The 13,120-nt window shown below is 69.3% G+C and carries 12 protein-coding genes; 1 reads left to right on the top strand and 11 read right to left on the bottom strand.

Annotated features, from left to right (window positions below):
* Positions 1-40: 40 nt before the first annotated feature.
* Positions 41-1,525, bottom strand: a complete 1,485-nt coding sequence (locus RM423_RS03735) for a DUF1800 domain-containing protein (RefSeq protein ID WP_311421646.1) — start codon at positions 1,523-1,525, stop codon at positions 41-43.
* A 212-nt stretch (positions 1,526-1,737) separates the two neighbouring features.
* Here RM423_RS03735 and RM423_RS03730 point away from each other — a divergent pair, with 212 nt between their 5' ends.
* Entirely contained in the window at positions 1,738-2,568 is an 831-nt protein-coding gene (locus RM423_RS03730) for a hypothetical protein (RefSeq protein ID WP_311421645.1), read from the top strand.
* On the opposite strand, the gene RM423_RS03725 is transcribed toward RM423_RS03730, so the two are convergent.
* The 10 genes from RM423_RS03725 to clpX form a co-directional block, all read right to left on the bottom strand.
* Positions 2,533-3,702: an FtsW/RodA/SpoVE family cell cycle protein gene (locus tag RM423_RS03725; RefSeq protein WP_311421644.1), complete on the bottom strand. Its 1,170-nt coding sequence runs from the start codon at positions 3,700-3,702 to the stop codon at positions 2,533-2,535. The genes RM423_RS03730 and RM423_RS03725 overlap by 36 nt on opposite strands.
* Positions 3,699-5,945: a penicillin-binding transpeptidase domain-containing protein gene (locus RM423_RS03720; protein ID WP_311421643.1), complete on the bottom strand. Its 2,247-nt coding sequence runs from the start codon at positions 5,943-5,945 to the stop codon at positions 3,699-3,701. Before RM423_RS03720 ends, RM423_RS03725 begins: the two co-directional genes overlap by 4 nt.
* Entirely contained in the window at positions 5,932-6,480 is a 549-nt protein-coding gene (locus tag RM423_RS03715; RefSeq protein ID WP_311421642.1) for a hypothetical protein, read from the bottom strand. The genes RM423_RS03720 and RM423_RS03715 overlap by 14 nt, the downstream gene beginning before the upstream one ends.
* On the bottom strand, positions 6,477-7,331 hold the full coding sequence (gene mreC, locus RM423_RS03710) for a rod shape-determining protein MreC (RefSeq protein ID WP_311421641.1): 855 nt from the start codon (positions 7,329-7,331) through the stop codon (positions 6,477-6,479). The genes RM423_RS03715 and mreC overlap by 4 nt, the downstream gene beginning before the upstream one ends.
* 26 nt (positions 7,332-7,357) lie before the next feature.
* Positions 7,358-8,407, bottom strand: a complete 1,050-nt coding sequence (gene mreB, locus RM423_RS03705; protein ID WP_311421640.1) for a rod shape-determining protein — start codon at positions 8,405-8,407, stop codon at positions 7,358-7,360.
* Between the two features lie 173 nt (positions 8,408-8,580).
* Complete coding sequence (gene ndk, locus RM423_RS03700; protein WP_311421639.1) at positions 8,581-9,012, bottom strand: nucleoside-diphosphate kinase; 432 nt, start codon at positions 9,010-9,012, stop codon at positions 8,581-8,583.
* A 19-nt stretch (positions 9,013-9,031) separates the two neighbouring features.
* Positions 9,032-9,469: a DUF4233 domain-containing protein gene (locus RM423_RS03695; RefSeq protein ID WP_311421638.1), complete on the bottom strand. Its 438-nt coding sequence runs from the start codon at positions 9,467-9,469 to the stop codon at positions 9,032-9,034.
* A gap of 13 nt (positions 9,470-9,482) precedes the next feature.
* On the bottom strand, positions 9,483-10,868 hold the full coding sequence (folC, locus tag RM423_RS03690) for a bifunctional tetrahydrofolate synthase/dihydrofolate synthase (RefSeq protein WP_311421637.1): 1,386 nt from the start codon (positions 10,866-10,868) through the stop codon (positions 9,483-9,485).
* Between the two features lie 52 nt (positions 10,869-10,920).
* A complete protein-coding gene (locus RM423_RS03685; protein WP_311421636.1) occupies positions 10,921-11,550 on the bottom strand; it encodes an ArsR/SmtB family transcription factor in 630 nt (209 codons plus the stop codon).
* Between the two features lie 127 nt (positions 11,551-11,677).
* Complete coding sequence (gene clpX, locus RM423_RS03680; RefSeq protein ID WP_311421635.1) at positions 11,678-12,958, bottom strand: ATP-dependent Clp protease ATP-binding subunit ClpX; 1,281 nt, start codon at positions 12,956-12,958, stop codon at positions 11,678-11,680.
* Positions 12,959-13,120 lie beyond the last annotated feature (162 nt).

The raw sequence follows: 13,120 nt of genomic DNA, 5'->3' as shown, positions 1-13,120 counted from the left end.
TCCTGAAACGGCCGGCTCGTCGGCTCATGGAGTGGGCGGCTCAGCGCAACGCGTGGTGCGGGCCGTCGAGGATGACCGGAATCAGATGCTCCAGGTACCAGCGCAGCTGCGACTGCCCGATCGGGGTACCGGCCGGCTCGCCGAGGAACGCCTGCAGCGCCTGGCGGTGCCCGGTCGAGAAGGTCATTCCGGTCAGCCGCCTGGTGAGCATGTCGATGGCCTCGCCGCTCGTCCGGGGCTTTGCCGTGCCGTACAGCGAGGTCGCGGTGAACTTGGCAAAGCCGTCGTACCAGTTCTGGGTCAGGCCGCGGTGATAGGCCCACAGGTTGAGCAGTGAGCCGGACGAGCGCCAGGCTGCGGCCACGTCGGGATAGCCGTTGGGCGCGGACCAGTCCAGCGGCACATTGCCGACCGCAGACGTCATCCAGTGCAGGCTGTTCAGCGACTTGCCGACGTCACCGAGCTGGATGCCGAGCACCCGCAGTGTGGCGATGAGGTTCTCGGCGGGGCGGCGAACCTTCGCGCCGCGGCTGGACCAGAACTCCGTCGAACGCAGGATCACCGCCAGCATCGGGGTGACCCGGGTGCCGTTCTGCAGGTACGCCGTCGCCACCGCCGCGATCAGGGTGGGCGTCGGGTTGTCCGAGACATAGCGCTGGCAGAGTTTGGTGGCCAGCCGCTTGGCGGTGCTCGGATGCCGGGCAAGGTAGCGAAGGTAGGCATCCCCGGCCGCCTCTCCCCCGTCCGCGGTCTCGTTGGCGTGGTTGAAACCGAGAATCGTGACGGGGCCGGTCCAGTGCCGGTTGGGCCGGTAGACGTAGTTGAAGTCGCCGTCCAGGGTCCGGCCGGTGAGAATGCGCGCCGAGTTCTGGACGTCGGCCTCGGTGTAGCGGGCGTCCAGGCCCACCGTGTGCAGTTCCAACAGCTCGCGGCCGTAGTTCTCGTTGACCGCCGTCTTGTTGGAATCGGCCAGGTTCAGGTACTGCAACATCGCCGGGTTGCGGGCCGAGGCCAGCAGCATGTCGGTGTACGAGCCCAGCGCGTGGATGCGAATGACGTCACGGTCCATGGTGTGCCGGGTGGACCAGACGTCACCGTTGTGGTTGGCGACATTGAGGTGGTTGGCGAAGAAGTCCACCACCGTCTCGTACAGCTGGCCATGGCTCCAGGTCTGCAGTCCGAGCGTCACCTTGGTGAGCTGGTCCATCGCATCCCAGCCGTACTCGTTGCCGTTGGCCTTGAGCCAGGCCCGCACCGCTACCGGGCTCTGCCGCAGCAGCGGGCCCTGCGCGGCGATCGCCGGATAGGCGCCGTAGCCCGCCCCCGCGCCGCTACCGAACGCCACCTGCTCGCGCCACCAGGCGTCCGGTCCCGCTTTCGCCAGCTGGGCGCGGCTGGGAACGTCGGGGCCGAAGGCGAACCGGGACAGCAGCAGCGAGTCGGGGTCCCAGGCCAGCGGGGCCCGGGCCGAACGCGCGGCATTCGAGCGCGCCGCAGCGATGGACGGCCAGATCGTTGTCGGCACCGCTCTCTCACTCTCCGTCAGCAATATGTTACTAAGAGTCTACGCAGGTGAAGTGCGTGTTAGAAGAGGTAGCCAAACATGCGGCGACTGCGGCTGATCCGGTCCTAAGCTCAGCTGGCGACCGCGGCTGACCGAGCGAACCGGAGCCTGGCGCCACGAGGCTGGACCGGAGCCTGTCGCTCCCACGAGGCTGGAAGGACACCCAACAGCCGATGGCAACCGAGTCCGAGATCGAGTTCTTCAGCGTCACGCCGCTGGACGATGGTGCTGACGGTGGCGGTGCGGCTGGCGCTGGTGGCAGGCCGGCGGCGACCGCGACCACACGCCCGCTGAAGGCATCGCTCATGCACGCCACCGCCTGGGTGGTGGCAGCGGCGCTGGCAGTCGGGGCGAGCTTCGCGCCGCTGTACCGGATCCACGGTCAGCTCCCGGACCAGGCGCAGCTGTCCGGGAACCCGGCCGCGGCGCGCTTCAGCTTCTATGTCGACGGCTGGGGACGGCCGAGACTGCGCGCCAGCGGCCCGCTCTCGGTGGACGACGCCCTCACCGGACCGCGGTACGGGATTGTGTTCTGCGCCTGCGCGGCGCTGATGCTGCTTGCCGCGGTGGTCGCGATCGCGGGACCTCGCATGCTTGCCGCGCTCCGGCCGCGCTGGCGCGCGAGTAGCACCCGGCCGGTGATGCCCACGGCCCAGCTGTCCTCGACCGTGGGCATCACCGGCGCGCTGCTACTCGCCGGGTCCGCGGGGTCGGTGGCCCTGTCGACGCTGCCGATCCGCAAGCAGGTACTCGCCCTAGACTACGAGACCTTCGGGCTCGGCTGGTCCATCGGACTGGCCGCGCTGTCCAGTCTGGTGTGCGTCCTCGCCTGGGGGTGGGACCGGCTGATGGCTGCCCGCGCCTCAGCCGCCTCAGCTGCTTCAGCCGCTGACGTCGTACCCGACGCGGACGAAACCGAGCCGGCGGTTGGAAGCCCCATGCAGCCCGCGGTGCCCGAACCGGATGCCTCAGCCTGGCGTCCGCCGGTGGATCGCCTGGAGTAGGCCCAGTGCAAGGCCCTGGGCGAACATCGACGACCCACCGTAGGACACGAACGGCAGCGGCAGCCCGGTGACCGGGGTGAGCCCCAGGTTCATGCCGATGTTCTGGAACGTCTGGAAGCCGATCCAGCACACGATGCCGGCTGCTACCAGTCGCTGCGTCCCGGTCGCGGCCGCGGCGATCCGCAGGCCACGCCAGACGATCACGGCGAACAGGCCGATGATCAGCGCCGAGCCCGCGAAGCCGAGCTCCTCGCCCGCGACCGAATACACGAAGTCGGTCTGCTGCTCTGGCACGAACGCGCCGCGGGTCTGCTCGCCGTGGAACAGTCCCTGACCGAAGATTCCGCCATGCGCGATGGCGATATGGGCCTGGTTGATGTTGTACGCCACGCCCTGAGCGTCGCGGCCCGGATGGGCGAAGGCGGCGAAGCGTGCCAGCTGGTATTCCGCCAGTACACCGCCCTTGATCGCCAGCACCGCGCCGAGCACGCCGAGCACCAGCAGGGCCACGATCCAGCGGCCCTGGACACCGGCCGCGATCAGCAGGCCCAGGGTCGCCGACACCAGAACCAGGGCAGAGCCGAGATCCGGTTGCAGCATGATCAGGCCCAGTGGCGGTGCCGCCAGCGCCAGCGCCATCAGCAGGTCCCGCACGCTCGGGTGGCCGGACTGCGGCCGAAGCGCCGCCCGCTGGCCGAACAGCACCGCCAGCGCGCAGATCAGACCGACCTTGGCGAACTCGGCAGGCTGGATCTCGAAGCCACCGCCGATCACGATCCAGGCGTGCGCGCCGTTGATGGTGGAGCCGATGACGAACACCGCCAGCAGCCCCAGGATGCTCAGGACGTACAGCACCGGGCCGATCAGCCGCAGGATCCGGGAGTCGACCCGGGCGGCGCAGAACAGCAGCACCGCGCCCAGCGCCGTGTTCAGCAGGTGCTTGGCCAGGTAGGTCTGTGGGTTCAGGCCGGCCAGTTCCATCCGGGTGCGGGTCGCCGACCACACCAGCATTGCCCCGATCAGGCACAGCAGGAAGGCCGCGCCGAGCAGCACCCAGTCATAGGAGCGCAGCCGCCGGGAGTCGGTGACGGCCCGCAGCGGTGAGCGGTGCGGCAAGGTCAGGGTGCTGGTCACGGCCGCCTCGTTCCGCTCGGGGTGGGCAGCACGTCGGGCAGTGGCGCGGCGGAGCCTGGTGGGGCCTGGCCGCCTCCGGAGGACGCGCTAGCCGATGCGCTGGTGGCCCTGGCGGTACCCGCCGTGGAGCCTGATGAGCTGGGCTTGCTCTGGTGGGAGAGTGACTTGGCCACGACCGTGGGCATCGTGCTGGCCGGTTCGGAACCCGCCACCACCGGCGCGCCGTTGACGCCCAGCAGGCCCTCGTAGATCTTGCGGACCATCGGCGCCGCGGCCGACGCCCCGGTACCGGCCTGCTCGATCATGCCCACCACGACGAACTTGGCGTTGCTGGCGTCCTGCCCCGGCTGCACCGGACCCCAGGACGCCAGCCAGGAGGTGTCCTGCTTGCCGTACACCTCCGCCGTTCCGGTCTTGCCGCTGATCAGCGTCTGGATCGGCGAGCCGTCGAAGGCCAGGGCGCCGGACACCGAGTGGTTGTTCTGAAAGTGCAGCGAATTCGCGACCTTGGAGAGCACCGAGGGAGTGACCGGCAGCGTCCGGACGGTCTTGGGCGTGATCGTCCTGATGATCTTGCCGTTGGCGTCGGCCACTCCCCAGCCGAGCGTGGGCTGGTACAGCGTCCCGCCGTTCACCATGGCCGAATAGGCGGTCGCCAGCTGCAGCGGCGACACCGTGGTGTCGCCCTGCCCGATCGCGGTGTCGGCGTTGTTGCCCGCGAAGAAGCGCCAGCCGTCCGTGCAGTTCTCCGACGCCAGCTGCGTCAGGTAGGCCCGGTTGGTCGGGTCTGTGACGTCCGGGTAGCCCGCCTTCGCGGCCGCGCAGTAGTCGGCCTTGTTCGCCTTCCAGCCGGCCATCCGACTCGCCCGGTCACCGATGGAGCCGGTGGCCTGCTCGTCGGCGGGCAGGTCCATCCCCGGGAACTGCGCGACGCCGAACGCGCGCGCCATTGCCTGCAGCTGCTCCAACGGCTTCTTGCCGCTGTCCACGCGGGCCTGGTCGGCCTGCCACTCGGCGACCGCGGGGGCGTAGAAGAAGGTGTCACAGGACACCTGCAGCGCGAAGGTCAGGTCGATGGGGCCACCGAAGGACTCGGATTCGTAGTTGGTCTTCGTGCGGCCGTCGACGCTGAGCGAGCCGGGGCACGGATAGCGCCCGTCGGTCGTGACCGCGCCGCTCATCACGTCGTCGGAGGAGCTGATGAGCTTGAACGTCGAGCCCGGGGCGTAGGCACCGGCGATGGCCCTGCCGACCAGCGGATCGTTGGCGCCCGGCGCGGTGAGCTTGTGGTAATCGGCGACCGAGATCCCACCGACGAACTCGGACGGGTCATACGTCGGGTAGCCGGCGGCGGCGATCACGCGGCCGGTGTGCGGATCCATCACCACGGCCGCGCCCGAGGGAGCGGGCTTGCCCTTGAGCTGCGAGGCGTGGATCTGCTCGCGCAGTGACTTCTCCGCCAGCGCCTGGACGTCGGCATCGATGCTGGTGATCAGTGTGTCGCCCTGCTTGGCCGGTACCGCGGCGGCCGTGCCGACGGCCTCGCCACGAGGGTCCAGCTGAACCTTCTGCTCACCGTCCACGCCGCGCAGCACGCTGTCGTAGGACTCTTCGAGCCCACTCCGGCCGATGGTGTCCGCGTCGGCCAGGGCCCTGTTCGCCTTCTGATCGTCGGCTCCGACCACGCCGGTATAGCCGAGGACGTGCGCCGCGAGCGTTCCGCCGGGGTAGTCGAGTACCGTCTGGGCGTCGATCGCCACACCGGGGAAGTCCTCGGCGTGCTCTGAGATCGCAAACACCACGCCGGCGTCGATGTCACTGGCCACCGGCACCGGCTGGTACGGCTCCCCCGTCCAGCAGGGCGACGGGACCTTGCTGCCACACGGCGTGATCTCGTGCCTCAGATCCACTGCGGCCATGCCGAGGACGGGCGCCAGTCTCGCGAGCACCGCGGCGCCGTGGTCGTCCTGCTGGTCCAGGGCGGACCGGTCAACCGTGAGCACGTGGGTGCTCTTGTTGCCGACCAGCACCCGGCCTCGGGAGTCGACGATCTCACCGCGCGGCGCCGGCACCACGATGGAGCCCAGGTGCGTCGCGCCGGCGGACTGCGCGGGCTTGTTCGGGTCCATCAGCTGCACGAAGGCCAACCGGCTGAGCAGCGTCAGCAGCAACGAGCCGATCAGCAGCCGCAGGACTGACAGCCGTGCGCGGTGCGAACCGGAACGGGGATCAGTGAAGGACATTCGGGCTGCCGATCAGGTGGGCAACCGGGCGGGGCGACCGAATGCCTTGAGCGAGCAGGAGAGTGCGGACGAGCGGGGCGAGCGCAAGGGCCATCAGCGCCTCGGTCAGTCCGACCGGAATCATGTCCCGGAACGCCAGGGTGGCCGTCGCGGCGTGCGAGCCCAGGATCGCCAGCAGCACCCCGACGACCAGGGAGCTGAGGGCGCCGAGCACGGCGGTCAGGCCGGCGACGCCCCGACTGCCGTACCCCCGCTGGGTGGCCAGGCCGCCGACGATGCCGCCGACCAGACCGGCCGCCAGCCAGCACAGCGCCTGCACGCCGGCCGGGTGGTCCGAGCCGAGGTCGGCGACCAGGCCGGTGGTGAAACCCAGCCCCATGCCGATTCCGGGACCGGCGTAGATCGCCACCACGAGAACCAGCACCACCGGCAGCGAGACCGGAACCGGAAAGGTCAGCGGGCCGATCAGGGTCGCCTGCAGCAGCAGCGCGGTGATCAGGCCGGCGATCGCCAGGGCCACCCGTGAGACGGTCATCGCGCCGAGTCCGGGGTCAGCGCCGGACGGGTGGTGTTGCGCGGGGTCTGCAGGATGATGCCGACGAGGTCCAGCCCGGTCTGCGTGGCGGTGGGCCGCACGATCGCCGAGACCACGCCGCCGGCCGCGGTGTGCACGGACGTGATGACCCCGACCTCGACGCCGGCCGAGAAGGTCGTCTTGCCGGTCGGGCCGGTGACGAGCACATCGTCGGTTCTGAGGTCGGATCGGTCATCCACGGGACTTGCCGTCATGCCGTGCGTGCCAGCGCCGGCAGCCAGCAGCAGCTCACCGGAGCGGGTATCGCGGACTCCCACGCCCGATGCCGGGTCTGCCACCAGCAGCACCACCGAGGTGCTGGAATACACCCGCACCACCCGGCCCACCAACCCGACCCCGTCGGTGACAGTCTGGCCGACCAGGACATGCTCGCGCCTTCCGACGTCCACCGTGACCGTCCACTGGAATCCCGAACCGGGGCCGGTCGCGATCACCCGGGCCGGCATCAGCTTCCAGTGCGAGGTGTCGGCCCGCAGTTGCAGGGCGTCCAGCTTCTTGGCGGTCGCGGTGTCCACGGCCGACCCGGTCAGTTCGCGTTGCAGCTCGGCGTTGCGCTGCTTGAGCTGGGCGATCTCGCGACGGTTGCCGCCGACGTCCGGAACACCCTGGACGAAGCGCCGGACCGGGCCGAGGATGCTGTCAGTTCCGCGGTACAGCGACCCGAGGGCACCGGTCGCGCCACCGCGGGCACCGCCCAACGAACCGCCGGCGAAGTCGAGGCTGATGAACAACAGGGCGAGAACCGCCAGTGCGGCGGCGGAAATCTGCTGGCGACGGGTCAGCCTGCGCATGGAAGAGGGCTTGTCTGCTCTGGCCGCTAGCGACGGTGTCCGTCGACTACGACCTTGTGCAGGAACTCGAACTGCTCCACCACGGTCGCGGTGCCCAGCACCACAGAATCCAGCGGACGGTCGGCCACCAGCACGGGAATGCCGATCTCGTGCTGCAGCCGCGCGTCCAGGCCGCGCAGCAGGGCGCCGCCACCGGTCAGCACGATGCCACGGCTCACCAGGTCACCGGCGAGCTCGGGCGGGCAGCGGTCCAGGGTCGCCCGGACGGCGGCGACGATGCGGTTGATGGGGCCGCTCATGGCGTGCCGCAGCTCGTCGGCGGAGACGGCAACAGTGCGCGGCAGGCCGGTGGCGATCTCACGGCCCCGGATCTCCGCGCGCGACGGCCCCGCGATCGGGAACGCCGAACCGATCGAGATCTTCAGCTCTTCCGCGGTGCGCTCGCCGATCAGCAGCGAGAACTCGGAACGGATGTGGTCGACGATCGCGCGGTCCAGAGCGTCACCTGCCACCCGCAGGCTGGTGCTGGAGACGATGCCTGCCAGCGCGATGACGGCGACCTCGGTGGTGCCGCCGCCGATGTCGACGATCATCGAGCCGGACGCCTGGCTGACCGGCAGCCCCACTCCAATCGCGGCGGCCATCGGCTCGGAGATGATGTGCACCCGGCGGGCACCGGCGGCATAGACGGACTCGCTCACGGCGCGCTGCTCGACGGAGGTGATGCCGCTCGGAACGCAGACGACGACACGGGGGCCGGCGAACGCGCGGCGGCCGATCACCTTGCGGACGAAGTAGCGCAGCATCTCGGCGGTGATGTCGTAGTCGGCGATCACCCCGTCCTGCAGAGGACGAACCGCTCGGATGTGGCCCGGCGTACGGCCGATCATGCGCTTGGCCTCTGCACCGACCGCGACGACCGAGTTCGTGGTGGTGTCGACGGCGACGACCGAGGGCTCGTTCAACATGATGCCGCGACCGCGGGCGTACACCAGGGTGTTCGCCGTGCCGAGGTCGACCGCGAGGTCACCGCCGAGCAGGTCGCCGCTCAGGAGCGACATGGGGGTGAATGCCATGGGTCCCTGCTACCTCTTGTATGTGTCGCCTGCGCGGTGTCCGGCATCGAACGGATCAAGTGTTGCTGGTGTGAACGGATGATCCGATGGTATGTGTGGCCACTCGATAAAATGCGCTACGACTCGCCCAAGGATTTCCCCCTGAAGCACTGGAAAGATAAGAGCTTCCCGCCTCAGCGACCGCTGAACCACAGCCCGATCTCACGCTCGGCCGACTCGGGCGAGTCCGAGCCGTGCACGAGGTTCTGCTGCACCTTCAGGCCCCAGTCGCGGCCGAGGTCGCCACGGATGGTGCCGGGCTGCGCTCGGGTGGGGTCGGTGGCGCCGGCCAGCGCGCGGAAGCCCTCGATCACCCGGTGCCCCTCGGCGACGATCGCCACCACCGGACCGGAGGACATGAAGTCCACCAGCGGTTGGTAGAACGGCTTGCCCACGTGCTCGGCGTAGTGCTGGGCCAGCAGGTCGGCGTCCGCGATCCGCTGCTCCAGGGCCACGATGCGGTAGCCCTTGGCTTCGACCCGGGCAAGGATCTGGCCGATCAGGTTGCGGGCAACCCCGTCCGGCTTGACAAGGATCAGGGTGCGTTCGACGGCTGTGTCAGTCACCGCGACAGCGTATCGGCTGTCAGGACACGAGCATTCGCCAGCCGGACGGCGTACCGACGAGCTGGTTGCGGGTCCGCAGCAGATACGCCCACAGCGCCAGGAAGATCACCACCACCACCACCAGCGCGGGGATCAGCACGACGGTCGCGGCCACCAGCACTTGCAGCGCGGAGGCCAGCCCGATCCCCCAGCGGCGGCGGAGCAGGAACCCGGTGACCACCAGTACCACGGCCAGGGCGAGCAGGAGCAGCGTCTTGGTTCCGGACAACCCTTGCGAGGTCTGGGCGATCGCCCGGGGCACCAGCAGGACGACAAACGCTTCCAGGCAGAGCAGCGCAGCCAGCACGCCGCGGGTGGCGCGATTGGCCTTGTCCCGGCGCTCCTGCAATTCCGCCTCGGTGGGCTGTGCCAGGGTGGGTTCTCGCTCGCTCGGCTGTGCTGGATGGGGATCGGTCATCGCTGTCACCGCCCTACGCGCCGGGGCGGGTGAGCAGGGTGCGCGCCTCGCCGGCGGTGACGACCGAGCCGGTCACCAGCACGCCGGAGCCCGACAGCACGCCGTCGGGGTCCTCTTCGGCCAGCCGGATCGCGGCCTCGATGGCATCGTCGAGGCGGGGCTCGACGGTGACCCGGTCCGGGCCGAAGACGTCCACCGCGATCGCGGCGAGCTCGTCCACCTGCAGTGCCCGGCCGGACGAGTTCTGCGCGACGACGATCTCGTCCAGCGCCGGCTCCAGCACGTCCAACAGCCCCCGGGCGTCCTTGTCCGCCAGCACCCCGACCACGCCGATCAGCCGTCGGAAGTCGAAGCCCTCGTCGAGGGCCCGCACCGTGGCTGTCATGCCCGCCGGGTTGTGGCTGGCATCGACCAGCACGGTGGGTGCCGAGCGGACGGCCTCGAGCCTGCCCGGTGAGGTCACCGCGGCGAATCCGGCCCGGACGAGGTCGGCGTCGATCGGGCCGCCGGCGGCACCCGCACCGAAGAACGCCTCGACGGCCGCCAGCGCACACGCAGCGTTCTCGGCCTGGTAGGCGCCGTGCAGCGGCAGGAAGACCTGCTCGTAGACGCCGCCGAGACCCTGCAGCGTCAGCAGCTGCCCGCCCACCGCGACCTGGCGATCCAGCACGCCGAATTCCAGGCCCTCCCGAGCCACCGCCGCGTCCACCTCGGTCGCGCGCTTGAGCAGTTCCGCCGCCGCATCGACGGGCTGCGAGGCCAGGATCGCCGACGCCTCGGGATGGATGATGCCTGCCTTCTCGACGGCGATCTGCGCCACCGTGTCGCCCAGGAACTCCATGTGGTCCAGCGCGATCGGCGTGATCACCGCGACCGGCGCCTGCAGGACGTTCGTCGCGTCCCAGCTGCCCCCCATGCCGACCTCGACGACCGCGACATCCACCGGTGCGTCGGCGAAGATGGCGAAGGCCAGGCCGGTCATCGCCTCGAAGAAGGTCATCCGCAGGTCGGAGCGGTCGTCCACCATCTCCAGGTACGGCTCGATCTCGTCATAGGCGTCGGCGAAGAGCCGGTCGCTGACCGGCTCACCGTCCAGCACGATGCGCTCGGTGATGGACGACAGGTGCGGGCTGGTGTAGCGGCCGGTGCGAAGGCCGAAGGCCCGCAGCAGCTCGTCGATCATCCGGGCGGTCGAGGTCTTGCCGTTGGTGCCGGTGACGTGGATCGCCCGGTACATCCGCTGTGGCTCGCCGAGCACGTCCATCAACTGCTCGATCCGCTGCCGGGACGGCCCGATCTTGGCCTCACCCCAGCGAGCGAGCAGTTTCGCCTCGACCTCGCGACGCCGCTCGCTGTCTTGCTGCTTGCTCGTCTTCGAGGTCGGCGCTGCATCGGTCACCCTCTGAATCCTACGGACGCCGGCACTCGGGGCGCGCGGAGCCCGCCGGCTGTCATGCTCGGCCCGCTTCGACCGTCCCGGCGTCTGCACTCCCGGCGAGCGGCACCACGGTGTAGGACACCCGTACTCGGCGCGCACCGGCCGGCGCGTGCTCGTGCTGGCGGCGCTGGAAGTCCAGCAGCAGCTCCGACATCTCGGCCGCGAGCTGCTTGGCCTCGGCCTGGTTGAGCCAGAATGCCGAACTCCGTACTGTCAGCGCCTCGTACCAGGCCGCGGACATCTCGTTCTGGCTGCCGATGCAGCGCAGCGCCTCTTCCCGCTGCCGGTCGAGCAGGTTCGCCACCAGCACCGCCTCGCCGGCGGCGGACGCGCGCGGCTCCGCCGAGTCGACGGTCAGCAGCTCACCTGCCGCCTCCCACGGGCGCTCTCTGCCGTCACCCGTCGCGGCGGAGCGGCGGATGATCCCCCACTTCTCCAGAGCGCGCAGGTGGTAGCTCATGGCGCTCGCGCTCAGGCCCGCGATGTCGGCGCACTCGGTGGCGGTGAGCTTGCGCCCGGCGAAGAACTCGTCGATGACAGCCAGCCGTGCCGGATGTGCCAGGGCCTTGATGGCCCGAGGGTCGCGGAGCACCACCACATGCTGATCGCTCGGCTTCGGCGCAGGAAAGGGTGCGGTGGCCATATGCTCAGCGTAAGGGCGGGGCGGCGATCCGGTGTGGGCAAAGCGCCCGCTATGGAACTGGAAAAATCGGCTCGCCGCTCAGCCCCGCTGCTGCGGGACTGAGCGAGGCGTACAGCGCACCCGGGGGTCAGGCTGACTTCTCCCGAGGCGGGTCGAGCTCCGCCCGGGGAACCAGCGTGGGGTACACGTGCTCCAGCACGGTCTCGGCGGTGATGACGACCTTGGCGACGTCCTCGCGGGAGGGCACCTCATACATCACCGACAGCAGGACTTCTTCCATGATGGCGCGCAGGCCACGGGCTCCGGTGCCCCGCTTGACCGCCTGATCCGCGATGGCCTCGAGCGCGTCGTCGGCGAACTCGAGTTCCACGCCGTCGAGCTCGAACAGCCGCGCGTACTGCTTGACCAGGGCGTTCTTCGGCTCGGTCAGGATCTCGATGAGCGCGGCCCGGTCCAACGGGCGGACGGTGGTGATCACCGGCAGCCGTCCGATGAACTCCGGGATCAGGCCGAACTTCATCAGGTCCTCTGGCATGACCTCGGCGAAGCCGTCCTTGGTGTCCAGCTCGAACTTGGTCTTCAGCTCGGCACCGAAGCCCAGGCCCTTCTTGCCGACCCTGCCCTCGATGAGCTTGTCGAGTCCCGCGAACGCGCCGCCGACGATGAACAGCACGTTGGTGGTGTCGATCTGGATGAACTCCTGGTGCGGGTGCTTCCGGCCGCCTTGGGGTGGCACCGCGGCCGAGGTGCCCTCGAGGATCTTGAGCAGCGCCTGCTGCACACCTTCACCGGAGACGTCGCGGGTGATCGAGGGGTTCTCGGACTTGCGGGCGATCTTGTCGACCTCGTCGATGTAGATGATGCCCGTCTCGGCACGCTTGACGTCGTAGTCCGCTGCCTGGATCAGCTTCAGCAGGATGTTTTCGACGTCCTCGCCGACGTAGCCGGCCTCGGTCAGCGCGGTCGCGTCCGCGATGGCGAACGGGACATTGAGCATGCGGGCCAACGTCTGGGCGAGCAGCGTCTTGCCAGAGCCGGTCGGACCGAGCAGCAGGATGTTCGACTTGGCGAGCTCGACGTTGGAGTCCGACCGCTTGCCGCTGTTCTCACCGCCGGCCTGGACCCGCTTGTAGTGGTTGTAGACGGCCACGGCCAGGGTCCGCTTCGCCTGCTCCTGGCCGACCACATAGGAGTTCAGGAACTCACAGATCTCACTCGGCTTGGGCAGCTCGTCGAAGCTGAACTCGGTGTTCTCCGACAGTTCCTCTTCGATGATCTCGTTGCACAGGTCGATGCACTCGTCGCAGATGTACACCCCAGGACCTGCGATCAGCTTCTTGACCTGCTTCTGGCTCTTTCCACAGAAAGAACACTTCAACAGGTCACCACCGTCACCTACACGTGCCACCTGAGAAATCCCCTCACTAGGCATTCCTGCCCTACAGCCGACGCCGTCACTGTGCCGCGTCGGCCTTGAATCCCTGCTGCTGCCAGCCGGCTCGGGCTCGATATGACCGGCACGCGGCAACGATGTTGCGAAACGCTACCCCGTGCTGGTCGAGATGTCTCA

The organism is Jatrophihabitans lederbergiae (genome assembly GCF_031845305.1).
Classification (GTDB): domain Bacteria; phylum Actinomycetota; class Actinomycetes; order Mycobacteriales; family Jatrophihabitantaceae; genus Jatrophihabitans_A; species Jatrophihabitans_A lederbergiae.
Note: the sequence above shows the minus strand (reverse complement) of the source record. Positions and strands in the feature narration are given on the sequence as shown.

What these genes read in the sequence shown, in the direction of transcription:
- RM423_RS03730 (WP_311421645.1), top strand. Translation starts at nt 1,738, where the DNA reads ATGGCAACCGAGTCCGAGATCGAGTTCTTCAGCGTCACGCCGCTGGAC.
- RM423_RS03720 (WP_311421643.1), bottom strand. Translation starts at nt 5,945, where the DNA reads ATGTCCTTCACTGATCCCCGTTCCGGTTCGCACCGCGCACGGCTGTCA.
- RM423_RS03715 (WP_311421642.1), bottom strand. Translation starts at nt 6,480, where the DNA reads ATGACCGTCTCACGGGTGGCCCTGGCGATCGCCGGCCTGATCACCGCG.
- mreC (WP_311421641.1), bottom strand. Translation starts at nt 7,331, where the DNA reads ATGCGCAGGCTGACCCGTCGCCAGCAGATTTCCGCCGCCGCACTGGCG.
- mreB (WP_311421640.1), bottom strand. Translation starts at nt 8,407, where the DNA reads ATGGCATTCACCCCCATGTCGCTCCTGAGCGGCGACCTGCTCGGCGGT.
- RM423_RS03695 (WP_311421638.1), bottom strand. Translation starts at nt 9,469, where the DNA reads ATGACCGATCCCCATCCAGCACAGCCGAGCGAGCGAGAACCCACCCTG.
- RM423_RS03685 (WP_311421636.1), bottom strand. Translation starts at nt 11,550, where the DNA reads ATGGCCACCGCACCCTTTCCTGCGCCGAAGCCGAGCGATCAGCATGTG.